Origin of the sequence: Nonomuraea sediminis (assembly GCF_018531495.1) — a bacterium.
In the GTDB taxonomy this organism is placed as follows: domain Bacteria; phylum Actinomycetota; class Actinomycetes; order Streptosporangiales; family Streptosporangiaceae; genus Nonomuraea; species Nonomuraea sediminis.
Genome location: NZ_JAHDTI010000016.1, coordinates 13125 through 38337, shown reverse-complemented (window position 1 = coordinate 38337; position 25213 = coordinate 13125). Strand labels below are relative to the sequence as shown.

Sequence of the window (25213 nt, the reverse complement as noted above, 5' to 3'; positions counted from 1 at the left end):
GCCGCGCGAGCCGTACTCCACCACGGACCCGCTGAAGATCAGCGCCGCCAGCCCCGGCGCCAGCAGGTCCTATTTCATAGTAAACCTATGGGGAATTTGGGTAAAGACCCATCGTGAGAGTGATCGCACCCGCGCACACCAGGGCCACCGCCCACATCCTGTCCAGGTTGAACCAGGCCCTGCGCAGGATCTTCAGCCCGACCACCTCGTAGACGACCAGGGCGATCGTGCCCGCGACCACGAACATCGCCAGCGTGTGCAGTGCCGCCACGGCCAGGCCGCCGGTCAGCATGTGATGGTGACCCGCGACGCTCTGGCTGGTGAAGACGGGCAGCAGCATGAGCCCGGCGCCGTGCGCCGAGGACATCAGGAACGACCACGCGGCCAGCTGCGGCAGCGTCAGCCGCATGCCCACCCAGCGGAAGTGCCGCTTGGACAGCAGCCGCCACAGGCCGAACCCGACCAGCACCACGCCGCCGCCGATCGACAGCACGCTCCCGGTGACCAGCGAGCCGGTGGCGCTGACCACGAGCGCCACCGCGGCCACCGAGGCGAGATGGCCGAGCGCGATCACCGGGATCGACTGCAGCAGCAGGTCGCGGCTGCGTTCCTGCAGGCCGCGGGCCACGGCGAAGAGCCAGCCCATGGCCGGGTTCAGGCCGTGGAAGGCGCCGAGGAGCAGGACGGCCGCGATCGTCACGGGTAGCAGTAGGAGTCAGAGGAGGCGTCCCCGCCCTGCAGGCGCACCTGGTGCAGGCGCAGGCCGCGGAAGTCGTCGCCGTGCGGGAAGAAGTTCTTGTCGAAGGTGAAGCCGTCGGCGTCTACCCTGGCCAGCCAGGCGCCCACCCCCTCCGGGTAGAACTGGTCGTCCCACGCGCCGTAGAGCGAGTTGGTGAAGTAGACCCGCTTGCCGTCGCGGCTCACCTCGACCATCTGCGGGCCGCCGCTGAGAGGCTGATCCAGCGACGGATGCGCATTTTTCCCGACAATGCCGCCTATGCGGAGGCTGCCGATCTCCACCGGCTTGTACGGGTCCGAGACGTCGTACTGTTTGAGCTCGCCCGTGCCCCAGCAGGAGACGTACAGCCGCTGGTCGTCCACGGACAGGTCGATGTCGGTCACCAGCGGCGGCACGGCGCCGAAGGGTTGCAGGATCGGCGGCAGGTCCGCGGGATCGGCCGGCTCCGCGGGGATCGTGATGACCTTGCGGGCCTGCCAGCGGTCGTCCTCGCGGAACCACAGCCACACCGACGCCGACAGGTCCTCCACGCTGACGACCACGCCGACGAAGCCGTACTGCTTGGTCGGGTCGTGCGCGGGCCGCAGCTCCAGGGTCATCTGGTGCTGGTCGCCCAGGTCCACCTCCTGGACGTGGCGGCGCTTGCGCAGGTCCCAGAAGTGCAGCTTGTGGCCGTACTTACGGCCCAGCAGCAGCTCGCCGACCAGCCCGTCCTCGATCATCGACGGCGTGCCCCATTCGGAGCTGACCAGCACGTCGTAGTTGAGGTGCCACCAGAAGTCGTAGGCGAGGTACTGCGGCCCGCGGTCCATCTCCCACCGCCCGAGCACCTCGAAGGAGGTGTGGTCCAGGATCGCGATCCCGCCTGGGCCGTCCTCGCCGTTGGCCCCGCCCAGCGCCGAGACGTACAGTCCCTCGGGGCCGCAGTGCACGGTGTGCGGGCGGGAGTACCCGGCCCGCTTGGCCAGTTCCTCCGGCTCGATCACCTTGACCAGCTCAGGGCTTACGCGGTCCTTGGTGTCGTAGATGTGGATACGGGATGACCTGATCCCGGGCACGACCAGGTAGCGGCGCTCGACGTGCGGGTGCGGCGCGTATGGGCACAGCGCGCTGCTGCACGCGTTCCAGCCGAAGTGGTGCAGCTCGTTGCCGGTGGTGGGCAGATCGGTCCACCCCGTGACCTGGCCGGTGTCGGTGTCGACTACGGCTATGGCGTCGGGTTTTTGCGCCTGTCTGTCGAAGGCGACCACATAGGCGCGCTTCTCCGCGGGCGCCTCGGCTGCGTCCCTTGGAGAGGGATAAAACGTTGGGTCCGGAGTCCAGAGCGTCATGCTTCACACATATTCATCGATTACCTACTCGGTCAACAGGTTTGTAAAGAGGTTTACAGTCTTGGGCCTTTATGATGAATTCAGGAAATGACGGCACAAGGGACCTGCGATCCCCGGTTCTCCCAGGTCGCGGAGGAATTCGAGCGGAACCTCGCCGACCGTGGTGAGGTGGGCGCCTCGGTGTGCGTGATCCTCGACGGCGAGGTCGTCGTCGACCTGTGGGGCGGCCAGGCCGCACCCGGCGAACCCTGGCGGCGCGAGACCCTCGGGCACGTCTGGTCCTGCACCAAGGGCGCCACCGCACTCTGCGCGCACCTGCTTGCCGCGCGCGGCGAACTCGACCTCGACGCGCCGGTGACCCGCTACTGGCCCGAGTACGGCGCGCGGGGCAAGAGCGGCACGCTGGTCAGGCACTTACTCGCGCACCAGGCGGGGCTCCCCGCGCTGCGGGAGCCGCTGCCGCCCGGGGCCTTCTTCGACTGGAAGCTCATGGTCGAGCGCCTCGCGGCGGAGGAGCCGTTCTGGGAGCCGGGCACCAGGCACGGCTACCACGGCCTCACCTTCGGGTTCCTCGTGGGCGAGGTCATCAGGCGGATCAGCGGGCGGTCGCTGGGCACGTTCTTCCGCGAGGAGGTGGCCGAGCCGCTCGGGCTTGAGTTCTGGCTCGGGCTGCCCGAGTCGGAGGAGGGACGGGTGGCGCCCACGATCCCGGCCGACCCTCCGGCCGAGCCGCCCTCGTTCTACCTGCGGGCCTTCTCCGACCCCGGGTCGGCGCAGGCGCTGCTGCTCGCCAACACCGGCGGGTACATGGCCGAATCCGACACGCGCGAGGCGCACGTCGCCGAGTACGGCGCGATCGGCGCGATCACGAACGCGCGCGGGCTCGCCGGGATGTACCGGCCGCTGGCCGAAGGGCGCCTGCTGCCGGTCGAGCAGCGGACGATCATGTCCACCACGGCCTCGGCGGGCACGGACGCGGTGCTGCTCGTGCCGACCCGCTTCGCGCTCGGCGTCATGCGGTCGGTGGACAACCGGTACCTGCCCGCGGCCGACAGCGAGGGCGCGATGATGTCGACCACGGCCTTCGGGCACTCGGGCATGGGGGGCTCGGCCGGATTCTGCGATCCTCCCGCGCGGCTGGCGTTCGGTTACACGATGAACAAGCAGGGTGCGGGGCTGGGCATCAACCCGCGCGGGCAGGCGCTGGTGGATGCGACATATCGGTCACTCGGGTACGACCAACTTGGGGGAGGAATCTGGTATCGGTCCTGAAATATCGTGGGATCCATGTTCTTCGGCATCATCGACATCTGGAAATATGTCGTCGGCGCGTTCCTGATCATCCTGCTGCCGGGACCGAACTCGCTGTACGTGCTGAGCCTGTCCGCACAGCGCGGCGTCCGCCAGGGCTACACGGCGGCCGCCGGGGTCTTCCTCGGCGACACGGTCCTCATGCTGCTCACGGCCGCGGGCGCCGCCTCGCTGCTCAAGTCGAGCCCCATCCTGTTCACGATCGTGAAGTACGCGGGCGCGGGTTACCTCGCCTACATCGGCTTCCAGATGATCCGCTCGGCCTGGCGCTCCTGGCGTCATCCCGAGACGCTGCAGGCCGAGCCCGTCGAGGTGCCGAAGGCCCGCCCGTTCCGCAAGGCGCTCACGATCAGCCTGCTCAACCCGAAGGCGATCCTGTTCTTCCTCTCCTTCTTCGTGCAGTTCGTCGACCCGGGCTACAGCACTCCCGCCCTGTCGTTCCTGATCCTCGGCGCCATCATCCAGGTCTTCAGCGTTCTGTACCTCACGACGCTCATCTTCGGCGGCACGTTCCTCGCCGGCCAGTTCCGCGCCCGCAGGAAGCTCTCGGCCGGGCTCACCTCAGGAGTCGGCGCCCTCTTCCTGGGCTTCGGCGCCAAACTGGCCACCAGTTCCCTGTCCTGAGGGGCGCCGGTCCACGTGGGCGGCGAGGGCGGAGGCGGCCAGCACGTTCCCGTGCTCGGTCGCCTGCCGGAGTACGACGACGGCCTCTCCCGTCCGCCCCGAGGCGGACAGGAGGTCGGCCAGGGCCAAGGGCGCGGCGAGGTTGCCCGCCGCGACCTGCCGGCGCAGCAGGGCCTCACCGAGCTGGTCGACCGAAGCCCTCGGGCCCACGCTCACGGGGAGATCGCTGTTGGCCGAGGCCCGGCGCCGCCACATGGCGGCCTGCTCCGTCAGGCCCGCCCGATCGTAGAGTCCCGCCAGGCTCCACATCGCGTGGCGGTTGCCGGACTCGGCGAGCGGTTCCCACAGCCTGCCCGCCTTGTGCGGCTCGCCCTTGCGTTCCAGAAGGCCGGACAGCGCGGGGAGGGCTCTGGAATCACCGCCCTCCACCATCTGGACCAGCCACAGCTCCGCCTCCGCGACGGCGCCCCGCCGTTCCAGCGTCGCCGAGAGCTCGATGGTGCCCTCCACGTCGTGCAGCGCGGCGACCCTGCGCAGCCACGTCTCGGCCTCGGCCTGCTCGCCGATCTCGTCCAGGGTCCTGGCCAGTTCCCTCATGGCGAGCACGTCCCCGGCGGAGGCGGCGCGCCGCCAGACCTCGCACGCCGCGCCGCCCTGGCCGGTCCGCAGCAGGAGGGCGCTGAGCTGGCGCATGGCATGCGGGTCTCCTTCCCGCGCCGCCTCGCGCCACAACGCGTACGCCTCCTGGGGGCGGCCCAGCTTCTGGAGCAGCCGGGACGCCTCGCTCCTCGCGGAGGGCTCGCCCCGCACGGCCGCCGCGTGCAGGACCTGGTAGGCGTCCTCCGGCCTGCCCATCTCCTCCAGCCGCGTCGCCAGTCGCTTGGCCGCCGCCAGGTCTCCCTGCTCCGCCGCGGCCGCGAGCCACGACTCGGCTTCCTCGGGACGCCGGGCGCTGTCCAGCTTGTCGGCCAGTACCCACATGGCGTTGACGTCGCCGGCCTCGGCCGCCGGGCGCCAGAGCTCGGCGGCCTCGACGGCCCGTCCCGCCTTCTCCAGCTTCTCCGAGCGCGCCCACAGGTCGTACACGTCGTCGGTGTCGGCGCGAGGGCGGCGGGTGACGTGATCCGTCCACCGTTCGGCCTCCCGCAGCGAGCCACCGAGCGCCTCGATGAGCCGCTGCAGCTGGCGCCCCCGCTCGGCGCCGGAGACCAGGCGGTGCACGGTGGTGTGGCTGACCTTCATCCGGGTCGCCAGCCAGCGGATCGACGGGTTCCCGACCGAGGCCCTGAGCTGCGCGAGATACGCGACCAGGTCGCGTTCCGCGCCCTCCCAGGTTCTGGCCACCGCGCGTAACCGGGCGAACCTCGCGTTCACCGCGGGGCTGGTCGTGCCGAGCAGCGCCGCGATCTCCTCGACGGTGTAGCCCTCGCTCCTGAGGATCACCATCCGGGCGTTGGCGGGTCCCATCTTCCTGAGGATCTCGATCGTGGTCAGCCGGCGCTCGGCGATCTCCTCAGGGTCGGCCGCGTTATCGGGCCCCGCTTCGGCGACGGGGAGCTCGCGCCTCTCCCTGGCCGCCTCCGAGACGCGCGACCTGGTGAGGCGGACGATCGAGGCCCTGATGTCACTGCTGGATCGCAGGGTCTCCCACCGCTCGTACGCCGCCAGCATGACGTCCTGGATCAGATCCTCGTCCGGGTCCCCGTCGAGCGCCTCGGTCACCCAGCGCATGCCGAGCGGGCAGAAGTCGCCGAAGTCGAAGGGGATCCTGACGCCCTCGCGCAGGCTCTGCTCGGCCAGGCCACGTCTCACCGACCACTCCTCCGGGTCGGCGGAGCAGGCGATCGCGATCGCCCTGAGCAGCGGAACGGAGGGCAGCGAACGGCCCGCGAAGGCCTCCGACAGCGCGGCGGGACTGTAGAACGTCGTCGCGCCGAGGCTGCGCAGCGACGGTTCGCCGGCCTTCAGCCTGAGGAGCCGGAGTTCGCGCACGAACTCGTGGATGACGTGCGGTCCCGCGATCGGGGCGTGGACCGGGTTCCTGCGTCCCTCGCGCTCGCTTCTGGCGCGGTGTTCCATGAGGGCGCGCAGATGGTGCTGGCCCTGCGAGGTCAGCCGGTAGTAGCGCCGTCTCGGCCCTCGCTGGTCCTGGTCGGAGATGTCCCATGCGCTGCTGACCCAGCCGTGTCTCTCCAGGCGGGACAGGACGGGGTACACCGTGCCCGTCGGGCGCCGGGTGGTCTGCGCGATCTCCAGGCCGTAGACCTCCCCGCCGCTCGCACCGGCGAGGGCGTGCAGGATGTCGAGGGTCGCCGCTGTCAGGCGAATCGTCATGGACACCGACCGGAGCCTTCTATCTATGTAGAGATAGCGGACCGTGTTCAGCCCGAGCGACTAATCTGTGGGGAGAGCAGAACGAGGTGAAGACCCGCCCAGGGGAAAACTGTCACGAGTCTCCACCTCGCCTTACTGCGTCGCCGCGTGGCTGGCCCGCGGGCTCCTGGTTAGAGCCCGTGCCAGCCGTCGCGGACGACCTCGAAGAGCCTGATCGCCACGAGCGCGACAGTGCTGAGCTTGGTCGCCCGTCTCAAGACGCGGCGGAGGCGACTGCGCGCCCGTCGTTTCCTCTGGGCGTCGGACTCCGACCTTTCGCACGGCTCGTCGCCGTCTGCCGAATCGGGCATTCGCCTAACCTGCTTCCTGCCGGATGGCAGCCCCCCGGGGGACCCGCCATGCTGCGATCGGCTCCGGCAGGAGCGGTCCTGCCTAAGGGTAGCCGCTTGATCCCACAAATGCGGTCAAAGGCAACATCAGCCACATAGGTCTTGAGATTCGGCGATTCACGCCCGCGCTGCGGCGGCGAGAGGCTCGACGCGGTAGGGGACCACCGACGACAGGGTGATGACCGTGGTGCTGCGCCGTACTCCGGGGATGGCCAGCATGTGGTCGATGACCTGCTGGATGTGTTCGTGGTCGCGCCCCGCGACGCGGCACCACACGTCTCCGGGGCCCGTCACGATGTAGGCCTCGAGGAGCTCGGGGATCGCCGCGAGCGCGCGGGAGATCTCCGTACGGCCGGCCTGCTCGACCTCCAGCGTGGTGAACGCCTGCACCGGGTGGCCGAGCGCGGCGGGGGAGAGGCTGGGGCCGAAGTCGGTGATCACGCCGTCGGCCACCAGGCGGTCGAGGCGGGCCTGGACGGTGCCGCGGGCGACGTTCAGCAGGCGCGCCAGCTCCAGCAGCCCGGCGCGGGGCCGCTCGCGCACCAGGCGGAGGATGCTCAGGTCGAGCTCGTCGAGCCCATGACGACGTGCTGGCATATCGACACCTAAAGACGGCTATAGCTGTAAAAATGACAGTATAAACCGTCGTGTGTTGTCAGGCTGGACAGCAGCGCAGAACACTGGCGGGCATGCACAAGTACCCGTTCGTCGCTTACCGGCCCGAGCGCTACCCCGAGGACGAGATGGTCAAGCGCGGCCGCGAGTTCTACGAGCTCGTCGACCGCCGCCGCAGCGTCCGCTTCTTCTCCGACGAGCCGGTCCCGCGCGAGTGCGTGGAACTGGCCGTGCTGGCCGCCAACACCGCGCCGTCGGGCGCGCACCAGCAGCCGTGGACGTTCGTGCTGGTCGGCGACCCCGCCACCAAGCGCCGCATCAGGGAGGCCGCCGAGGTGGAGGAACGGCAGAACTACGAGGGCGGCCGCCTGCCGCAGGAATGGCGCCAGGCGCTGGCCCCCTTGGAGACCGGATCCGACAAGTCCTACCTGGAGACGGTCCCGTGGCTGGTGGTGTGCTTCGCGCAGAAGTACGGCACGCGCCCCGACGGCACCCGGGTCAAGCACTACTACGTCAACGAGAGCGTCGGCATCGCCTGCGGCCTGTTCATCACGGCGCTGCACACGATGGGCCTGTCCACGCTCACCCACACGCCCAACCCGATGGCCTTCCTCAGCGACATCTGCGAGCGCCCGCCCAGCGAGCGGCCCTACATCCTCTTCCCCGTCGGCTACGCGGCGCCCGACGCGGAGGTGCCGGACCTGACCCGCAAACCCCTGGACCGGGCCCTGGTGAGCCGGCCGTAAAGTTGGGCCTTTTTCGGTTGGCGTTTGTTCTTCACCCTCGGTGCAGGCACGTGTCAAGCACCCACGAGGAGGGCACAGTGAGACGCCGATTAGCCGTGCTGGTAGCCGTTCTGGGGTTGTTCTGCCTGACCGGCATCAACCCCGCGGCCGCCGCGGAACCACCCGCCAACAAGCAGTATCGGGTCCAGGGCCCCGCGGACGCGCGGCAGCGCAGCGCCGTGGCCGCCACCGGAGCCGCCATCGAAGAGGTGACCAAGGACTCGGTCCTGGTCACCGCCACGGAAGCCGAGGCCGCCGCGATCAAGAGGCTCGGCTTCCGGGTCGCGGAGGTGCCGCGCCCGTTATCCCCGTCCGCCGCCGCGACACCCTTTGACTTCCCGCCGGCGGACTCGGGATACCACAACTACGCGGAGATGACCGCGGACGTGAACGCGCTGGTGGCCGCGCATCCGACCATCGCCAGCAAGTTCACCTACGGCACGTCCTACGAGGGCAGGCAGCTGATCGGCATCAAGATCAGTGACAACGTCGGCACCGACGAGAACGAGCCCGAGGTGCTCTTCACCGCTCACCAGCACGCCCGTGAGCACCTCACGGTCGAGATGGCGCTGTACATCATGCACCTGCTCGCCGACAACTACGGCTCCGACGCTCGCATCACGAACCTGGTCAACAGCCGAGAAATCTGGATTCTGCCGGACCTTAACCCGGACGGCGGCGAGTACGACATCGCGACGGGCAGCTACCGGTCGTGGCGCAAGAACCGCCAGCCCCCGAACGGCACCGACCTGAACCGCAACTGGGCCTACAACTGGGGCTGCTGCGGCGGTTCCTCCGGCTCGACCTCCAGCGAGACCTACCGCGGGACCGCCGCCGAGTCGGCGCCCGAGGTCAAGGCCACCGCGGACTTCGTGCGCAGCCGCGTCGTGAACGGTGTCCAGCAGATCAAGACGAACATCGACTGGCACACCTACAGCGAGCTCGTCCTGTGGCCGTACGGCTACACCTTCGACGACACCGGTCCTGGCCTGACCCAGGACGACCACGACGCGTTCGCCGCGCTCGGCCAGAACATGGCCTCGACCAACGGCTACACCCCTGAGCAGGCCAGCGACCTGTACATCACCGACGGCACCATCGACGACTGGCTCTGGGGCGTCTACAAGATCTTCAGCTTCACCTTCGAGATGTACCCGACCGGCGCCAACCCCGGCTTCTACCCGCCGGACGAGCAGATCGTCCCGCAGACGACGCGGAACAAGGAGGCGGTGCTCCGCTTCCTTGAGTACTCCGACTGCGTCTACCGCATCATCGGTAAGGAGTCCCAGTACTGCGGCACCGGCACCCCGCCCACGACCGTCTACTCCGACAACTTCGAGACGAACACCGGCTGGACCACCAACCCGTCGAGCACCGACACGGCCACCACGGGCCAGTGGGAGCGCGGCGTCCCCCAGGCGACGAACTCCTCCGGCGCCAAGCAGCTCGGCACCACGGTCAGCGGCACCAACGACCTGGTGACGGCACGCCTGGCCGGCGCGTCCGCCGGTGACAACGACATCGACGGCGGCGTCACCTCGATCCAGTCGCCGCCGATCACGCTGCCGAGCACGGGCACGCTGACACTGTCGCTGTCGTGGTACCTCGCGCACGGCTCCAACGCCACCAGCGCGGACTACTTCAGGGTCAGGGTCGTCGGCAACACCACGACCACGGTGTTCCAGCAGGCCGGCGCGGCCTCCAACCGCAACGGCGCCTGGGCCGTGGCCACCGCCAACCTCACCTCCTACGCGGGCCAGACGGTCCGCATCCTCATCGACGCCGCCGACGCGGCCTCGGCCTCCCTGGTCGAAGCCGGGGTCGACGACGTCAAGATCACCCAGCAGCAGTAGACCCCGCTCCACCCCGCCCCGCCGCACGCCCCACGCGCGACGGGGCGGCGTGCTTCTCGGCCACGACACGTACGGCAAGCCGCCCCGATCGCCGTTACGGAGCGACCGTACCCCGGCACGCTGGGTTTCGACACGGGGTCGAATTGGGTCTTGTAAGGCATCCCTGTCAAGGCTACGATCGCGGCAACTGTTAGGAAACTTTCTTAAAAGAAATCATGAATCGGGACAGTGATGGCTCGATCACCTCCGGATATGCCGGTTGCTAGCTGCGAAAACGGATGACTCTCACCGCGACGCGAGTTACCGGTCGTGGACACCCCCCTGAGTTCCCCAGCCATGGGAGCGATCATGCGGCGCAGCCGTCCCTTACTCACCCTGACTGCTCTGGCAAGCCTCCTCCTCGCCCTCCTCGTCCCCGGCTCGGCGCACGCGGCCACTCCCAGGGGAACCGAGGTCGCGCGGACACTCGCGGCGGTAGCCGCCTGGCAGCCGTGGACCGCGTACGCCACCGGCGCGCACGTCACCTACAACGGCACCGAGTACGAATGCATCCAGGGACACACCTCCCAGCCCGGCTGGGAGCCCCCGAACGTCCCCGCCCTGTGGAAGCCGGCCACCGGAACCCCCGGTGACACGACCAAGCCGAGCGTCCCCGCCAACCTCAGATCGCCCGCCCAGGGCAACACCACGATCGACCTGGCCTGGAACGCCTCGACCGACAACAGCGGCTCGATCAAGGAGTACCGGGTCTACGAGGGCACGACGCTGGTCAAGACGAGCACGACCACCTCCACCCAGGTCACCGGGCTGAGCCCGAACACGAGCCACACCTACACGGTCACCGCGGTCGACCCGTCGAACAACGAGTCCGACAAGAGCGCCCCGGTCACCGCGACGACCACCAACACCGGCGGCGACACCACCAAGCCCACCGTCCCCGGCAACCTGCGCTCGCCCGCCCAGTCCACGATCACGATCGACCTGGCCTGGGACGCCTCGACCGACAACAGCGGCTCGATCAAGGAGTACCGGGTCTACGAGGGCGCGACGCTGGTCAAGTCGAGCACCACGACCTCCACGCAGGTCACCGGGCTGAGCCCGAACACGAGCCACACCTACACGGTCACCGCGGTCGACCCCTCCAACAACGAGTCCGCCAAGAGCGCCCCCGTCACCGCCTCCACCAAGCCGGACACCGGCGGCGGCACGTACAACAAGGTCGGATATTTCGTCCAGTGGGGCATCTACGGCCGCGGCTACCTGGTGAAGAACCTCGACACGACCGGGGCGGCCGCCAAGCTCACCCACGTCAACTACGCCTTCAGCAACGTCAACGCCAGCTCACTCACCTGCATGAACGGCGTGGACAAGGCCACCAGCCCGAACCCGCAGGACCCCAACCAGGGCGACGGCGCCGGTGACGCGTGGGCCGACTACGGCAAGGGCTTCTCGGCGGGCGAGTCCGTCGACGGCCAGGCCGACGCGTGGGACGCCAAGCTGGCGGGCAACTTCGGCCAGCTCAAGAAGCTCAAGGCGAAGTACCCGAACCTGAAGACGCTGATCTCGATCGGCGGCTGGACCTACTCCAAGTACTTCTCCGACCTGGCCTCCACCGACGCCAGGCGCAAGGCCTTCGTCAAGTCGTGCCTCGACATGTACATCAAGGGTGACCTGCCCGCCTACTCGGGCCGGGGCGGCCCGGGCGCGGCGGCAGGCGTCTTCGACGGCATCGACGTCGACTGGGAGTGGCCGGGCGCCGAGGGGCACCCGGGCAACCACGTGAGCCCGAACGACAAGGCCAACCTGACGCTGCTGCTGCAGGAGTTCCGCACCCAGCTCGACGCGCTCGGCGCGACGACGGGCAAGCACTACCTGCTGACCGCGTTCACCCCCGCCGACCCCGTCAAGATCGACGCCGGCTGGGACCTGTCGAAGATCTTCAACTCTCTGGACTTCGCCAACGCCCAGGGCTACGACTTCCACGGCGCGGGCAGCGACAACTCCTGGGAGCCCAACCGCACCGGTCACCAGGGCAACCTCTACCTGGACACCGACAGCCCGTACAACCCGGACTTCTCCGTCGACAAGGCCGTCCAGAAGTACCTGGACGCCGGCGTGAACCCGCGCAAGCTGACCATCGGCCTGGCCTACTACGGCCGCGGCTGGCAGCAGGTCACGGACGGCGGCAAGTTCGGCGAGTGGCAGGACGCGCACGGCGCGGCCCCGGGCCAGTTCCAGGAGGAGGCGGGCACCCGCGGCTACAGCAACCTGCTGGCCAGCGTCCCGAACTGCACGATCCGCCACGACGAGCAGTCGATCGCCACGTACTGCTTCACCGGCAACGGCGGCCAGTGGTGGTCCTTCGACGACCCCTGGTCCATCGGCAAGAAGACCGCCTACATCAAGGCCAAGGGCCTGCTCGGCGCCATGATCTGGGAGATGTCCGGCGACCCCGGCGTCCTCACCACGGCGCTGGACTCGGGCCTGCGCTGACACCCCCCGACCGGCCCGCGCCGCCTCCGCGGGCCGTGCCGTACGGCTTGCGTTCTCACCCCCCGGCGCAAGCCGTACGGCACGCCACTCCGTGAAGGAACCACCGTGAAGTTACGCGCATTGTCGTGGGCCCTCGCGCTCACCCTCATCGCGCTGTTCGCCTCTCCCGCCGTGGCGGCCGGATCGCCCACCGCCACCTTCACCAAGACCTCCGACTGGGGCTCCGGCTTCGAGGGCAAGGTCACCATCGCCAACGGCGGCTCGACCCCGCTGAGCTGGAACGTCCAGTTCGACGTCCCCGCCGGCTTCTCCATCCCGTCGGCGTGGGACGCCCAGCTGTCGCGCAGCGGCCAGCACTACACCTTCACCCCGCCGTCCTGGGCGGGCCCGCTGGCCCCCGGCGCCTCGGCGTCGTTCGGCTTCAACGGCAGCCCGGGCAACTTCCCCGGCATCACCAACTGCACGCTCAACGGCGCCCCCTGCGGCGGCGGCCCCTCGCAGCCCGGCGTCCCCGGCGCCCCCGGCGCCGTCAGCGCCACCTCCACCACCTCGTCGATCTCCCTGTCCTGGGGTACGGCCAGCGGCACGGTAACCGGTTACCGCGTCTACGAGGGCACCGCCGTGAAGGCCACCGTGGCGGGGACGAGCGCCACGATCTCCGGGCTCGGCGCCTGCGAGACCCACACCTACACGGTCAAGGCCTACAACGACGTGGGCGAGTCGGCGGGCACCTCCACCACCGCGACCACGGCGGGATGCACCAGCGGCCCGCTGCCCCGCCACTTCCTGACCGGCTACTGGCAGAACTTCGTGAACCCGGCGACCCCGCTCAAGCTGTCGGCGGTGCCGAGCGAGTACGACCTGATCGCCGTCGCCTTCGGCGAGTCGACCAGCACGCCGGGCCAGGTCGGCTTCGCCCTGGACCCCGGCCTGTCGAGCGCGCTCGGCGGCTACACCGACGCCCAGTTCAAGGCCGACGTGGCGGCGCTGCACCAGCGCGGCAAGAAGGTGATCCTGTCGGTCGGCGGCGAGAAGGGCAACATCCAGGTCTCCAGTTCGGCGGCGGCCACCGCGTTCGCCGACTCGCTCTACGCCCTCATGCAGAGCTACGGCTTCGACGGCGTGGACATCGACCTGGAGAACGGTCTCAACGCCACCGCGATGGCTCAGGCGCTGCGGTCGCTGCGGGCCAAGGCGGGCTCCGGGTTGATCATCACGATGGCGCCGCAGACCATCGACATGCAGTCGACCGGGACCGAGTACTTCAAGCTCGCGCTGAACATCAAGGACATCCTCACCGTCGTCCACACGCAGTACTACAACTCCGGCGCCATGCTTGGCTGCGACCAGGCGCAGGCCTACGGGCAGGGCACGGTCAACTTCATGACCGCGCTGGCCTGCATCCAGCTCGAGAACGGCCTGCGTCCCGACCAGGTGGCCCTCGGCCTCCCCGCGGGACCCGGCGCGGCCGGCGGAGGCGTGGTGTCGCCCGCCCTGGTCAACCAGGCGCTCGACTGCCTGGCGCAGCGCACGGGCTGCGGCTCCTTCGTCCCGCCGCGCACCTACCCCGACATCAGGGGAGCCATGACCTGGTCCATCAACTGGGACGCCAGCAACGGCTGGAACTTCTCGAAAACCGTCAAACCCCACCTCCAGGGAATGCCATGAAATTTCGCTACAAAGCCCTGTATTTACTGACCGTCGTCGCCCTCGGCGCCACCGGCCTGGCGAGCGCGGCCGCGACCGCCCAGGCCTCCGCCCCGGCCCGGGTTGTGACCGCCCAGGTCGCCGCCTACGCGGCCTGGGCGCCGTGGACCGCCTACAGGGTCGGTGACCGGGTCACCTACAACGGCGCCGACTACGAGTGCATCCAGGCCCACACCTCCCAGCCGGACTGGACGCCGCCCGCCGTACCGGCGCTGTGGAAGCCCGTCACCGGCGGAGGCGACACCCAGAAGCCCAGCGTGCCGGGCAACCTGCGCTCCACGGGCACCACGTCCTCCAGCATCTCGCTGGCCTGGAACGCCTCCACCGACAACGTGGGCGTGACCGGCTACGACGTGTACCGCGGCGGCACCAAGGTCACGACGGTCACCGGCACCTCCTACACCGACACCGGGCTGACCGCCTCGACCAGCTACACCTACACGGTCAACGCCCGCGACGCCGCGGGCAACGTCTCCGACCCGAGCTCGCCGCTCACGGCCTCCACCTCGGGCAACAGCGGCGCCCCCGGCCAGCCGGGCGCGGCCACCGCCACCTCGACGAACACCTCGATCTCCCTGTCGTGGGGGGCCTCGAGCGGCACGGTGACCGGTTACCGCGTCTACGAGGGCGGTACCGTCAAGGCCACGGTCACCGGGACCAGCGCCACGATCTCCGGGCTCGGGGTCTGCGAGAACCACACCTACACGGTCAAGGCCTACAACTCGGTCGGCGAGTCGGCCGGGCGTGACGTGTCGGCCACCACCACCGGCTGCACCGGCGGCGGCACCAAGCTGCCCGGCGCGCCGTACCTCTACATGGGCTGGGGCAACCCGCCCGCGCCCGGCACGGTGATGGACGCGACCGGCGTCAAGTCGTTCACGATGGCGTTCATGCTGTCCAGCGGCGGCTGCAACCCGGCATGGGACGGCCAGCGCCCGCTGACCGGCGGCGCCGACCAGCAGGCCATCAACGCGATCAAGGCCAAGGGCGGCAGCGTCCAGATCTCCTTCGGCGGCTGGCAGGGCAACAAGCTCGGCCCGAACTGCTCCTCCGCCTCGGCCTTCGCCGGCGCCGTGCAGCAGGTGATCAGCGCGCTCGGCCCCGCGGTCGTGGACTTCGACATCGAGAACACCGACGAGATGGAGAACGAGACCGTCCAGGACCGGATCCTCGGCGGCATCAAGATCGTCAAGCAGAACAACCCGAACGTGAAGGCGGTCGTCACCATCGGCACGACCACCTCGGGCCCGAACTACTACGGCACCCGCCTGATCAACCAGTCCAAGGCGCTCGGCGTGCCGATCGACAACTACACGATCATGCCGTTCGACTTCGGCGGCGGCTCGAACATGTACCAGAACACGGTCAACGCGGCCGAGGGCCTGAAGACCGCGCTGAAGAACGCCTTCGGCTGGACCGACGCCCAGGCGTACGCGCACATGGGCATCTCCGGCATGAACGGCCTGTCGGACCAGCAGGAGGTCACCAACCAGTCGACCTGGACCCAGATCCGCGACTGGGCCAACTCCAAGGGCCTGACGCGCCTGGCGTTCTGGTCGACCAACCGTGACCGCCCCTGCCCCGGCGGCGGCGTCCAGGAGGCCTGCAGCGGCATCGCCCAGGCCGACTGGGAGTTCACCAAGATCACCGCCGGCTTCTAGCGGCCCACGCGGGTACGGCTTGCGCCCCCGACCCCACGGGCGCAAGCCGTACCCCTGTCCCACCCCGGCCTTCCGGGACCCGCACCAGCTTCAGGACGGACGATGAAACCTCCTTCCCTCGCCTCCCGCGTCGCCTTGGCGGCCGTCGCCGCCGGCGTCGCGGTCGTCACCGCGCTGGCCACCACCGCACTGGCGGCCGCCCCCAGCCTGACGGGCGCCCCCCGCCCCGCCGCCGTGGCCGCCGCGCAGGCCTACGCCGCCTGGGCGCCCAACGTCTCCTACAAGGTCGGCGACCGCGTGACGTACAACGGCACCGACTACGAGTGCATCCAGGCGCACACCTCGCTGACCGGCTGGGAGCCGCCGAACGTCCCGGCGCTGTGGAAGCCCGTGGGCACCTCGACCCCGACCACGTCGCCCACCACCTCCCCGACGCCCACGCCGACCGGCACCCCGCCGGCCGTCGCCATGCCGGTCGCGCCGTACGTGGACATGGGCGCCTGGCCGACCCCGAGCCTGACCGAGATGTCCGCGGCCTCCGGGCTGAAGAGCTTCACGCTGGCCTTCATCACCGGCGCCGCCTGCAAGGCGAGCTGGTTCGGTGCCTACGACCCGCGCCAGGCCTGGGCCAAGGACCAGATCGACGCCGTCAGGGCCGCGGGCGGCCAGGTCAAGGTCTCCTTCGGCGGCGCCTCGGGCGTCGAGCTGGCCCAGGGCTGCTCGGACGTGACGGCGCTGTACAGCGAGTACAAGGCGGTCGTGGACGCCTACCGGCTGACCTACATCGACCTGGACATCGAGGGCGCGGCCCAGGCCGACGCCGCCTCGGTCGCCCGCCGCTCGCAGGCCCTGGCCAGGCTGCAGCAGACCTACCCGGCGCTGAAGATCTCGCTGACGCTGCCCGTGCTGCCCGAGGGCCTGACGGCCGACGGCCTGGCCGTGGTCCGCTCGGCCAGGGACGCCGGCGTCAACCTGGACCTGGTCAACGTGATGGCCATGGACTACTACCGCAACGCCGACTATGGCGACGCCGCGGTCCAGGCGGCCACCAGCACGTTCAACCAGCTCAAGTCGCTGTACTCCGGCAAGTCGGACGCCCAGCTGTGGCGGATGGTCGGCGTCACCCCGATGGTCGGCCAGAACGACGACGGCCGGATCTACAACCAGGACGACGCCCGCCAGCTCGTCACCTTCGCCAGGTCCAAGCATCTGGGGACGCTGGCGTTCTGGGAGCTCACCCGCGACCGCAACGCCTGCAACGGCGCCCTGTACAAGTGCACGAACATCCCGCAGGCGCCGTACGACTTCGCCAAGATCTTCGTGGGGTACACAGGATGAACCGCTCAGTCGCCATCGTGGCGGCCGCCGCGCTCGCCGGCGCCGCACTGATCGCCCGGCCCGCCGCGGCCGCCAACATCCTCACCAACCCGGGCTTCGAGAGCGGGCTGAGCGGCTGGACCTGCTCGGCGACGGCGAGCGCGCAGGCCGTGTCGAGCCCGGTCCACGGCGGGACCAAGGCCCTGCAGGCAACCCCCGCGGGCAGCGACTACGCCCGCTGCCAGCAGACCATCACCGTCAAGCCCTCCACGGCCTACCAGCTGTCGGCCTGGGTGCAGGGCAACTACGTCTTCCTCGGCGCCACCGGGACCGGCGTCAACACCAGCACGTGGGGCGCACCCGGCGCCGCGTGGACCCAGCTGAAAACCTCGTTCACCACCGGCGCGAGCACGACCAGCGTCACGGTCTACGTCAACGGCTGGTACGGCCAGGGCGCCTACTACGCCGACGACGTCGTGCTCGACGGCCCCGGCGGAGCCCCCGACACCGAGCCCCCGACGGTGCCGGGCAACCTGACCGTGGGCGGCGCCACCAACACCACCCTGACCGCCTCCTGGTCCGCCTCCACCGACAACTCGGGCAGCGTCGCCCGCTACGAGATCTCCCGCGACAACGGCACCCCTGCCGCGGTCACCGGCACCAGCCACACCGCCACCGGCCTGACCCCCAACACGACCTACGGCTTCCGCGTCCGCGCCTGCGACGCCGCCGGCAACTGCTCGGCCTACACCGCCTCGGTGTCCGGCAAGACCACCAACGACACCACGCCACCACCGAGCGACATCAGGCTCGCGCCGTACATCGACATCACGATGAGCACCCCGTCGCTGGTCAGCGCCGCGAACGCGACCGGGGTGAAGACCTACACGCTGGCCTTCGCGCTGGGCGACAGCACCGGCTGCAACCCGGCGTGGGGCGGCACCATCCCGATCGACGATCCGCGCATCATCAACGACGTCAAGGCGCTGCAGGCGCAGGGCGGCCAGGTCGTCGTGGCCAGCGGCGGCGCCCAGGGCCCCTACCTGGAGCACAACTGCGGCACCACGGCCTCGCTGCTCGCGGCCTACAAGAAGGTGCTCGACACCGTCGGCACCAACCACCTGGACGTGGACGTCGAGGCCTCCATCGACGTGAACAAGGTCAACAGCGCGCTCAAGCAGCTGCAGACCGAACGCGGCACCAAGATCTCCTACACGCTGCGCATCCAGGCCCAGGACTACGGCCTCGACCCGTTCTCGGTGCAGATCCTCCAGGACGCCGCGGCCAAGGGACTGAACGTGCTGGTCAACCCGATGGTCATGGACTTCGGCGGCACCGGCAACTGGGGCGACTCGATGATCTCGGCCGCCCAGGCCACGCTCAACCAGATGAAGTCGATCTGGCCGTCGAAGTCCGACGCCGAGCTCAAGCGCGGTCTCGGCGTCACCCCGATGATCGGCAAGAACGACACAGGGCCGGTCACCACCCAGGCGGACGCCCGCAAGCTGCGCGACTGGGCCAACGCCAACCACCTCGGCTTCGTCGGCTTCTGGTCGGTGGGTCGCGACAACGGCGGCTGCCCCAACGGCACGGTCTCCCCGACCTGCAGCGGCATCGCCCAGTCCCCGTACGAGTTCACCGGCATCTTCAAGGGGTTCACCGGATGAGGCGGCTGCGCACTCTGGCCGCGGCCTCCGCGCTGGCACTGGGGCTGACAGCCTTGCACGCCGGTACGGCTCTCGCGGCCAACATCCTCACCAACCCGGGCTTCGAGAACGGCCTGGCGGGCTGGATCTGCGCGTCCGGCGCCCAGGCCGTGTCGAGCCCGGTCCACGGCGGGACCAAGGCCCTGCAGGCCACGCCCGCGGGCAGTGACTACGCCCGCTGCCAGCAGACGCTGACCGTCAAGCCGTCCACGGCGTACCAGCTGTCGGCGTGGGTGCAGGGCAACTACGTCTTCCTGGGCGCCACCGGAGGCAGCGTCAACGTCTCCACCTGGGGTGCACCCGGATCGCAGTGGACGCAGCTGAAAACCTCGTTCACCACCGATGCGAGCACGACCAGCGTCACCGTGTACGTCAACGGCTGGTACGGCCAGGGCGCCTACTACGCCGACGACGTCAACCTCGACGGCCCGGGCGGCACGCCGGACACCGAGCCCCCGACGGTGCCGGGCAACCTGACCGTGGGCGGGGCCACGAGCACCAGCCTCACCGCGAGCTGGTCCGCCTCGACCGACAACTCGGGCAGCGTCGCCCGCTACGAGGTCTCGCGTGACGGCGGCACCCCTGCCGCGGTCACGGGTACCGGCTACACCGCCACCGGGCTCACCCCGAGCACCACCTACCGGTTCAAGGTGCGCGCCTGCGACGGGTCAGGCAACTGCTCGCCGTACGGCGCGGAGGCCGCCGGCACCACGACGGCGGGAGGCGGCGGAGGGACGCCGAAGAAGGTGCTGGTGGGCTACCTGCACGCCTCCTTCGCCAACGGGTCCGGGTACATCAGGATGGCCGACGTGCCCGCCGACTGGGACTACATCGACCTGGCCTTCGGTGAGCCCACCTCGGTCACCTCGGGCGACATCCGGTTCAACCGCTGCTCCGTCAGCGAATGCCCCAACGTCGAATCGGACGCCGACTTCCTGGCGGCGATCAAGGCCAAGCAGGCGCAGGGCAAGAAGGTGCTGATCTCGATCGGCGGGCAGAACGGCCAGGTCCAGCTGACCACCACGGCCGCCAGGGACAAGTTCGTCGAGTCCGTGGCCGCCATCATCGACCGGTGGGGGCTCGACGGCCTGGACGTGGACTTCGAGGGCCACTCGCTCTACCTCAACCAGGGCGACACCAACCTCAACAACCCCACCACGCCGGTGATCGTCAACCTCATCTCCGCGCTGAAGACGCTCAAGGCCAGGTACGGCGCGAAGTTCACGCTGACCATGGCGCCCGAGACGTTCTTCGTCCAGCTGGGCTACCAGTTCTACGGGCCGGGACCGAACGGCACCGCCGACCAGCGCTCCGGCTCCTACCTGCCGGTCATCCAGGCGCTCAGGAACGACCTGACCCTGCTCCACGTGCAGGACTACAACTCCGGCCCGATCACCGGGCTGGACAACCAGTACCACACGATGGGCGGGGCCGACTTCCACGTCGCGATGACCGACATGCTGCTCACCGGGTTCCCGATCGCGGGCAACACCGCCAACATGTTCCCCGCGCTCAACCCCGACCAGGTGGCCATCGGCCTGCCCGCCTCGCCCAACGCGGGCAACGGCTTCACCACGGTCGCCGAGGTGCAGAAGGCCTTCGACTGCCTGGCCAAGGGGACCAACTGCGGCAGCTACCGGCCGCACGGCGTCTTCCCCGGGCTGAAGGGGCTGATGGCCTGGTCGATCAACTGGGACAGGTTCAACGGATCGGAGTTCTCACGCAGCCACCGCGCCTACCTCAACGGCTTGAGCTCGTCCTGAACCAGGCGCACCACCAGCTCGTCCAGGGACAGCACCGCGTACTCCGACACGTGGTGGCGGGTGTTGTCCCCGGGCGAGCCGCCGTCGGCGCCGTAGGTGAGGAACGTGAAGCGGCCCATGGTCAGCTGGGCCAGCTGCCGGAAGACGTACTCGCCCTGGTCGTCCAGCCCGGACGAGGCGATCGGCTCGATCTTGATCCCGCGGCGGGCGGCGGCCGTGATGCTCGTGGCGTAGTCCGGCTCGTCCTGGTAGTCCAGGTGCGGCGGAGCGTCGGCGATCAGGAAGACCAGCTTGAGCGTCTCGTCGCGCCAGGACGGCTTGTCCAGCGCCTCGGCCAGGGCGGCGTTCAGGTCCTCGGGAGCGTCGCCCCCGCCGTCGGCCTGGACCTCGGCCAGCGCGCTCCTGAAGGCGTCGACCGAGGGCGTGAAGTCGGTGGTCCTGGTGACGTAGGCGTCGCCCCTGTCGCGGTACAGCGTCATGCCGAACTCCAGGTCGGCCAGGTCGTTGACGCGCTGGGCCACGGTCGCGACGGTGGCCTTGAGCCGGTCGATCTCGTCCTGCATCGAGCCCGTTGTGTCGATCAGGAACAGCACCTGCAGCCGCGGCCTGCCGGACGGCCGCGACACGGGCACCTTCGTGCTGCCCTGCTCGGCCAGCGGCACGCTCGCGTTGCCGTAGGTCACCGTGCCCTCGCCGGAGCCCGTCAGCACGGCGCGCCCGTCGGCGAACGTGCGCACCTCCCGCTGCCCGGCCCGCACGATCGCGCCGGGCAGCGGGCGGCCATCCTGGTCGACCACGGTGACGATGCGGCTCTGCCGTACGTCGATGTCGCGGACCGGGATGTTCCAGCCGGCGAACTTCTCGCGGTACTTCATGTAGTCGGCGAAGGCCACGTTGTCGTCCACGCTGCCCGCCCGCAGCCCGGAGCTGCGCTGCTGCTCCGGCGGCGTCGGCGCGTCCTTGGGCGCGGCCTCGCGGGTGTCGGCTTCCCCCGAGTAAGCCTTCGCCGGAGCGGGGGCGGACGTGTCCGTCACGGACTCCGCGCCGCATCCGGCGACCAACAGCAACGTGGCGGCGACAGCGACGTTTCTGATCATGCCGGTTTACACGGACTCGACCGCCTGATGGTTCAGCTCCGCGAGCGCCCGCGCCACCAGCGCGGCCGGAGGCGGCGTGAGATCGCAGTCGTCGCCGGGCCCGATCAGCAGCTCCACCTCCGACCGGAACCCCGCGTGACCGGGACCCGCGAGACCGGGGATCGCCAGCTGGCCCAGCGGACCGGGCACCGCCAGCACCCTGGGCGCGGGCGGGAGCGCCCACCCGCCACCGGTCAGCCGCAGCAGCGCCAGCACCGCCCGCAGCGCGCCCGGCTCGAGCCGCCCCGGCAGGATCGCGCACTGCCCGCCCGTCTTCTCCGCCGTCACGCCCAGCTCCCGCGCCAGCTTGACCGCGCGCGAGGCCGCCACCCCCGTCACCGCCTCCTGCCAGGCAGGCGTGTACGGCTCGCGCGGATCGTCATAACCGGCCGGCCAGGAGCCGGGCAGCCCGTCGCGCGCCACCCCGTACTCGGCCAGCATCAGGTCGAACACCGTGGTCACCGGCTCCCCGTCCACCCGGATCACCGGCACGCCGCGCCGCAGCACCCCGCCCTGATGCGGCACCAGCACCTCGGCGGGCTCGCCCTCGCCGTAGAGCGAGAGCCGCCCCGCGGGACCCAGGAGGTCGCCGCCGCCCGGCCGTACCAGGAACGACAGCTCGGGACGGTCGACGAAGACCGGCCGGTCCACGAAGAACTCCTTCAGCAGCACGTGCCCGGCCGCCCGCGCCAGCGCCTCGTCGGAACCGGGCCGCACCACCAGCGTCTCGTCCGACAGCCGCGCCGGATGCGGGCCGATGGCGACCACCTTCTGCCCCTTGTAACGGCCGGCGATCACCCACGGCGTGCCGGGGCGCCGGTCCTGCGCGCCCCACAGCACCACGTACGCCGCCCGCGCCCACTCCGCCGACCGCGGCCCCGCGATGGGCGGCTCATGCAGTACTGTGCCGATCAGCTCGGCCAGCGGAGAACCCGCGACCGCCGCGACCGCGCCGGGCCCGTGCGCCGCCCGCGCGTGCGCGATCGCGGCGGCGGCCAGCTCGGCCGCCTCCCGGTCGGGGATCGCGACCCGGCGCCGGCCGCGGAATGCCTGGTAGACCTCAGAGTTTCCTGTGAGTTTCGCCCAGGCGGAGACCGGTTCGAGACCCTTTCGCGCCTCGCTGTACTGCGTGAGCAGCGCCTTGTTGACCTGCGATCCCCCCATGGATGAAGTTCAGCACAACAGGTGGTGATCTATCGTGGTACGACCCGCCACCGGCGGCGTCGCATTCGGAATCGCAGGTGGCAGCACCTCAACGGGTACGGCAGGCTAGTCAACGCCATGGAATACGCAGTTCTCACGGGGATCGTCCTCGTCGCCGGTGTCGCTCTCGCCCTCATCGCCCAGTGGCGAGACTGGCGTCCGCCCCTTTGGGCCGCCGTCCTCGTGGGCGTCGGGGTCCGGGTGTTGCTGCTGTTCACCGCCGCCAACGACGCCTGGCAGCCGGTCGACTACGTCGAGAGCTTCCAGCCCGCGGGCCTGGCCGTGCTGCACGGCCAGGACCCGGTGCTGGCCAGCGAGGGCGGCTGGCACTTCCTGCCGGCCATCCCCTACGTGTACGGCGCGCTGCTGTGGATGGGCGTCCCGTGGAGCTACGCCGGGCGCCTGGTCACCGTCGTGGCCGACATCGTGCTGATCCCGCTGGTCGCCAAGCTGGCGGGCGGGCCGCGGGCGTCGCTGCGGGCGCTGCAGTACGCGCTCAACCCGCTGGCGCTGCTGGTGGCCGCGATCCATGGCCAGGTGGAGCCCGTCGCGCTGGTCTTCGGCGTGGCCGCCTTCGTCGTCGCCCGCGGCCCGGGCTCGCCCTACCGCAACGGCATCACCACCGACGTGGTGGCCAGGGTTCGCCAGGGCGTGCGCGCCTACGGCGTGCGCGGCTCGATCCCGCGGGTCGTCGGGCGCGGCGGCATGCTGCACAGGGCGCTGCTGCCTGGCACGGGCGACCGGGCGGACCTGAAGCGCGCGGTGTGGGCGGGCGTGCTGATGGGGCTGGCGCTGTCGGCCAAGAGCTGGCCGATCTGGCTCATCCCCGGCATGCTGCTGCTCCTGCCGCACCTGCGGGCCAAGATCGTGGCGCTCGTCACCACCGGCGCCGTGCCGCTGTTCTTCTTCGTCACGCTGCCGCTGTTCGCCGGCACGAAGTGGAGTCAGCTGCCCGACGTCATCAAGGTCATCCAGGACATCCGGCCGATCGTGGGCGAGTGGGGGTGGACCCCGCAGCTCACCGGGGGCGACTGGTCGCTCGAGCCGACGATGGCCAAGATCGGCACCAACCTGATCTACCTGACGCTGGTCGTGGTGGCCCTGCTGTGGCGGCGCGCCGACCCGATCGACCTGACCATCGCCATGCTGCTGGCGTTCATGGTCGTCACGCCGCGGCTCGGCGCGCAGTACCTGATGTGGTTCATGCCGTTCCTGGTGGCCCGGCCCACCCGGTTCGCCTGGCCGGCGATCATCGGGGTGTCGTTGTGGGCGGGATACGGCTATCTCTACATGACCCAGTTCGACGTCAACACCTGGTGGGCGCTGCACTCCGAATGGTCGCGCGCCTCGATCGTGCTGCTGCCGATCCTGGTCATGGCGATGCCGTGGGGCCGCCGCAAGGCGACGGCCCCGACGGTCGTCACGTCCAGGCCCACCCCGGACAAGGAGTCCGTCTCACTGGTCTAGCCGCCGGAACAGCGTGACCCACTGGTCGGGGTGCACGTACCCGACCAGTGTGTCGCGGCCGATGCCCGCCGCGGCGAGAGCCGCGTCCACGCCCCTGTAGTGCGGACGCAGCGAGGCGCGCACCGAGCCGCCCACCCCGCGGAAGCCCAGCTCGACCAGCTCCCGGTAGGCGCGGCCGTGGCGGACCAGGGGCCTGCGCCGCCGCTCGATCCGCAGGACGGCCGAGTCCACCGACGGCACCGGGTGGAAGCTGTGCCTGCTCACGCGGTCGCCGAGCCGCCAGCCGTACCAGGGCCAGGAGGCGACGGTCAGCAGGCTCCAGCGGCCGTAGTCGCCGGTGCGCTTGCGGGCGTACTCCAGCTGTGTCAGCAGCGTCGCCGAGGTCATGCCGGGCGCCCGCAGGCACCAGCCGACGATCCGCGACGTGGCCGAGTACGGGATGTTGCCCACCACGGCGAACGGCTCCCGCGGCGGGAAGGCCTGGGCGAAGTCTCCTCGCCTGACCTGGATCCGCGGGTCGTCCCTGGTGCTTCTGGCCAGTCTCGCCGCCAGCCTCGGGTCGATCTCGTAGGCGATCACCCTGGCTCCTGCCCGGGCCAGCGCCCAGGTCAGGACGCCTTCTCCGGGGCCGGGCTCCAGGATCAGGCCTTCGGGTTCGGCGGCCTTGACGATCAGGTCGAGCGCGTGCCGGTCTGTCAGGAAATTCTGTGAAAAAACGCGTCGATTGCGCGCCACAGCAGCCCTCTCGGGTCCTCGAGATGAATGGGATCTCTCGAAGG

Annotated in this window: 18 protein-coding genes; 11 read left to right on the top strand and 7 right to left on the bottom strand. The window is 70.1% G+C overall.

All coding sequences use genetic code 11. From position 1 onward, the window contains the following. Positions 1-85 precede the first annotated feature (85 nt). Together KIK09_RS47195 and KIK09_RS47190 are read right to left on the bottom strand one after the other, a co-directional pair. Positions 86-700 (bottom strand): hypothetical protein, encoded by a 615-nt coding sequence (locus tag KIK09_RS47195; RefSeq protein WP_214326108.1) that lies wholly within the window; start codon positions 698-700, stop codon positions 86-88. Then, entirely contained in the window at positions 697-2070 is a 1374-nt protein-coding gene (locus KIK09_RS47190) for a selenium-binding protein SBP56-related protein (protein ID WP_214326107.1), read from the bottom strand. The genes KIK09_RS47195 and KIK09_RS47190 overlap by 4 nt, the downstream gene beginning before the upstream one ends. Positions 2071-2157: 87 nt before the next feature. Between KIK09_RS47190 and KIK09_RS47185 the strand changes: the two genes are divergently transcribed. Further along, positions 2158-3342 (top strand): serine hydrolase domain-containing protein, encoded by a 1185-nt coding sequence (locus KIK09_RS47185; protein WP_214326106.1) that lies wholly within the window; start codon positions 2158-2160, stop codon positions 3340-3342. A gap of 15 nt (positions 3343-3357) precedes the next feature. Next, positions 3358-4005, top strand: coding sequence for a leucine efflux protein LeuE (leuE, locus tag KIK09_RS47180; RefSeq protein WP_214326105.1), 648 nt, complete (start codon positions 3358-3360; stop codon positions 4003-4005). Here leuE and KIK09_RS47175 read toward each other — a convergent pair. Continuing rightward, entirely contained in the window at positions 3943-6339 is a 2397-nt protein-coding gene (locus KIK09_RS47175) for a helix-turn-helix transcriptional regulator (protein WP_214326104.1), read from the bottom strand. The genes leuE and KIK09_RS47175 overlap by 63 nt on opposite strands. A 506-nt stretch (positions 6340-6845) precedes the next feature. Then, positions 6846-7325, bottom strand: coding sequence for an Lrp/AsnC family transcriptional regulator (locus KIK09_RS47170; protein ID WP_214326103.1), 480 nt, complete (start codon positions 7323-7325; stop codon positions 6846-6848). 92 nt (positions 7326-7417) lie between these two features. Between KIK09_RS47170 and KIK09_RS47165 the strand changes: the two genes are divergently transcribed. The 8 genes from KIK09_RS47165 (at position 7418) to KIK09_RS47130 (ending at position 20628) form a co-directional block, all read left to right on the top strand. Beyond that, positions 7418-8089 carry a nitroreductase family protein gene (locus tag KIK09_RS47165; RefSeq protein WP_214326102.1) on the top strand — a complete coding sequence of 224 codons (672 nt, stop codon included), beginning with the start codon at positions 7418-7420 and terminating at the stop codon, positions 8087-8089. Positions 8090-8166: 77 nt separating this feature from the next. After that, entirely contained in the window at positions 8167-9981 is a 1815-nt protein-coding gene (locus KIK09_RS47160) for a M14 family metallopeptidase (RefSeq protein ID WP_214326101.1), read from the top strand. 348 nt (positions 9982-10329) lie between these two features. Next, positions 10330-12474, top strand: a complete 2145-nt coding sequence (locus tag KIK09_RS47155; RefSeq protein WP_250574937.1) for a glycosyl hydrolase family 18 protein — start codon at positions 10330-10332, stop codon at positions 12472-12474. Between the two features lie 105 nt (positions 12475-12579). Further along, positions 12580-14142, top strand: coding sequence for a chitinase (locus KIK09_RS47150; RefSeq protein ID WP_214326099.1), 1563 nt, complete (start codon positions 12580-12582; stop codon positions 14140-14142). Continuing rightward, positions 14139-15842, top strand: coding sequence for a carbohydrate-binding protein (locus KIK09_RS47145; RefSeq protein WP_214326098.1), 1704 nt, complete (start codon positions 14139-14141; stop codon positions 15840-15842). The genes KIK09_RS47150 and KIK09_RS47145 overlap by 4 nt, the downstream gene beginning before the upstream one ends. A gap of 102 nt (positions 15843-15944) precedes the next feature. Next, positions 15945-17180 (top strand): carbohydrate-binding protein, encoded by a 1236-nt coding sequence (locus KIK09_RS47140; RefSeq protein ID WP_214326097.1) that lies wholly within the window; start codon positions 15945-15947, stop codon positions 17178-17180. Further along, positions 17177-18826, top strand: a complete 1650-nt coding sequence (locus tag KIK09_RS47135) for a carbohydrate binding domain-containing protein (protein WP_214326096.1) — start codon at positions 17177-17179, stop codon at positions 18824-18826. The genes KIK09_RS47140 and KIK09_RS47135 overlap by 4 nt, the downstream gene beginning before the upstream one ends. Then, a complete protein-coding gene (locus tag KIK09_RS47130; RefSeq protein WP_214326095.1) occupies positions 18823-20628 on the top strand; it encodes a chitinase in 1806 nt (601 codons plus the stop codon). Before KIK09_RS47135 ends, KIK09_RS47130 begins: the two co-directional genes overlap by 4 nt. On the opposite strand, the gene KIK09_RS47125 is transcribed toward KIK09_RS47130, so the two are convergent. Together KIK09_RS47125 and KIK09_RS59730 are read right to left on the bottom strand one after the other, a co-directional pair. Next, a complete protein-coding gene (locus tag KIK09_RS47125; protein WP_214326094.1) occupies positions 20601-21725 on the bottom strand; it encodes a vWA domain-containing protein in 1125 nt (374 codons plus the stop codon). The two genes, KIK09_RS47130 and KIK09_RS47125, sit on opposite strands and share 28 nt — an antisense overlap. A 6-nt stretch (positions 21726-21731) precedes the next feature. Next, entirely contained in the window at positions 21732-22928 is a 1197-nt protein-coding gene (locus tag KIK09_RS59730; RefSeq protein ID WP_214326093.1) for a molybdopterin-dependent oxidoreductase, read from the bottom strand. Positions 22929-23045: 117 nt separating this feature from the next. Between KIK09_RS59730 and KIK09_RS47115 the strand changes: the two genes are divergently transcribed. Next, positions 23046-24434: a putative hexosyltransferase gene (locus KIK09_RS47115; RefSeq protein WP_214326092.1), complete on the top strand. Its 1389-nt coding sequence runs from the start codon at positions 23046-23048 to the stop codon at positions 24432-24434. Here KIK09_RS47115 and erm read toward each other — a convergent pair. Further along, the gene (gene erm, locus KIK09_RS47110; RefSeq protein WP_214326091.1) at positions 24423-25169 is read right to left on the bottom strand and encodes an ErmE/ErmH/ErmO/ErmR family 23S rRNA (adenine(2058)-N(6))-methyltransferase; all 747 of its coding nucleotides are present in this window, start codon (positions 25167-25169) and stop codon (positions 24423-24425) included. The genes KIK09_RS47115 and erm overlap by 12 nt on opposite strands. Between the last annotated feature and the right edge of the window lie 44 nt (positions 25170-25213).

Excerpts from the sequence above, each read along its gene's own strand:
- KIK09_RS47190 (WP_214326107.1), bottom strand. The coding sequence starts at position 2,070 with ATGACGCTCTGGACTCCGGACCCAACGTTTTATCCCTCTCCAAGGGAC.
- KIK09_RS47185 (WP_214326106.1), top strand. The coding sequence starts at position 2,158 with ATGACGGCACAAGGGACCTGCGATCCCCGGTTCTCCCAGGTCGCGGAG.
- leuE (WP_214326105.1), top strand. The coding sequence starts at position 3,358 with ATGTTCTTCGGCATCATCGACATCTGGAAATATGTCGTCGGCGCGTTC.
- KIK09_RS47175 (WP_214326104.1), bottom strand. The coding sequence starts at position 6,339 with ATGACGATTCGCCTGACAGCGGCGACCCTCGACATCCTGCACGCCCTC.
- KIK09_RS47170 (WP_214326103.1), bottom strand. The coding sequence starts at position 7,325 with ATGCCAGCACGTCGTCATGGGCTCGACGAGCTCGACCTGAGCATCCTC.
- KIK09_RS47165 (WP_214326102.1), top strand. The coding sequence starts at position 7,418 with ATGCACAAGTACCCGTTCGTCGCTTACCGGCCCGAGCGCTACCCCGAG.
- KIK09_RS47155 (WP_250574937.1), top strand. The coding sequence starts at position 10,330 with ATGCGGCGCAGCCGTCCCTTACTCACCCTGACTGCTCTGGCAAGCCTC.
- KIK09_RS47145 (WP_214326098.1), top strand. The coding sequence starts at position 14,139 with ATGAAATTTCGCTACAAAGCCCTGTATTTACTGACCGTCGTCGCCCTC.
- KIK09_RS47140 (WP_214326097.1), top strand. The coding sequence starts at position 15,945 with ATGAAACCTCCTTCCCTCGCCTCCCGCGTCGCCTTGGCGGCCGTCGCC.
- KIK09_RS47135 (WP_214326096.1), top strand. The coding sequence starts at position 17,177 with ATGAACCGCTCAGTCGCCATCGTGGCGGCCGCCGCGCTCGCCGGCGCC.
- KIK09_RS47130 (WP_214326095.1), top strand. The coding sequence starts at position 18,823 with ATGAGGCGGCTGCGCACTCTGGCCGCGGCCTCCGCGCTGGCACTGGGG.
- KIK09_RS47125 (WP_214326094.1), bottom strand. The coding sequence starts at position 21,725 with ATGATCAGAAACGTCGCTGTCGCCGCCACGTTGCTGTTGGTCGCCGGA.
- KIK09_RS59730 (WP_214326093.1), bottom strand. The coding sequence starts at position 22,928 with ATGGGGGGATCGCAGGTCAACAAGGCGCTGCTCACGCAGTACAGCGAG.
- KIK09_RS47115 (WP_214326092.1), top strand. The coding sequence starts at position 23,046 with ATGGAATACGCAGTTCTCACGGGGATCGTCCTCGTCGCCGGTGTCGCT.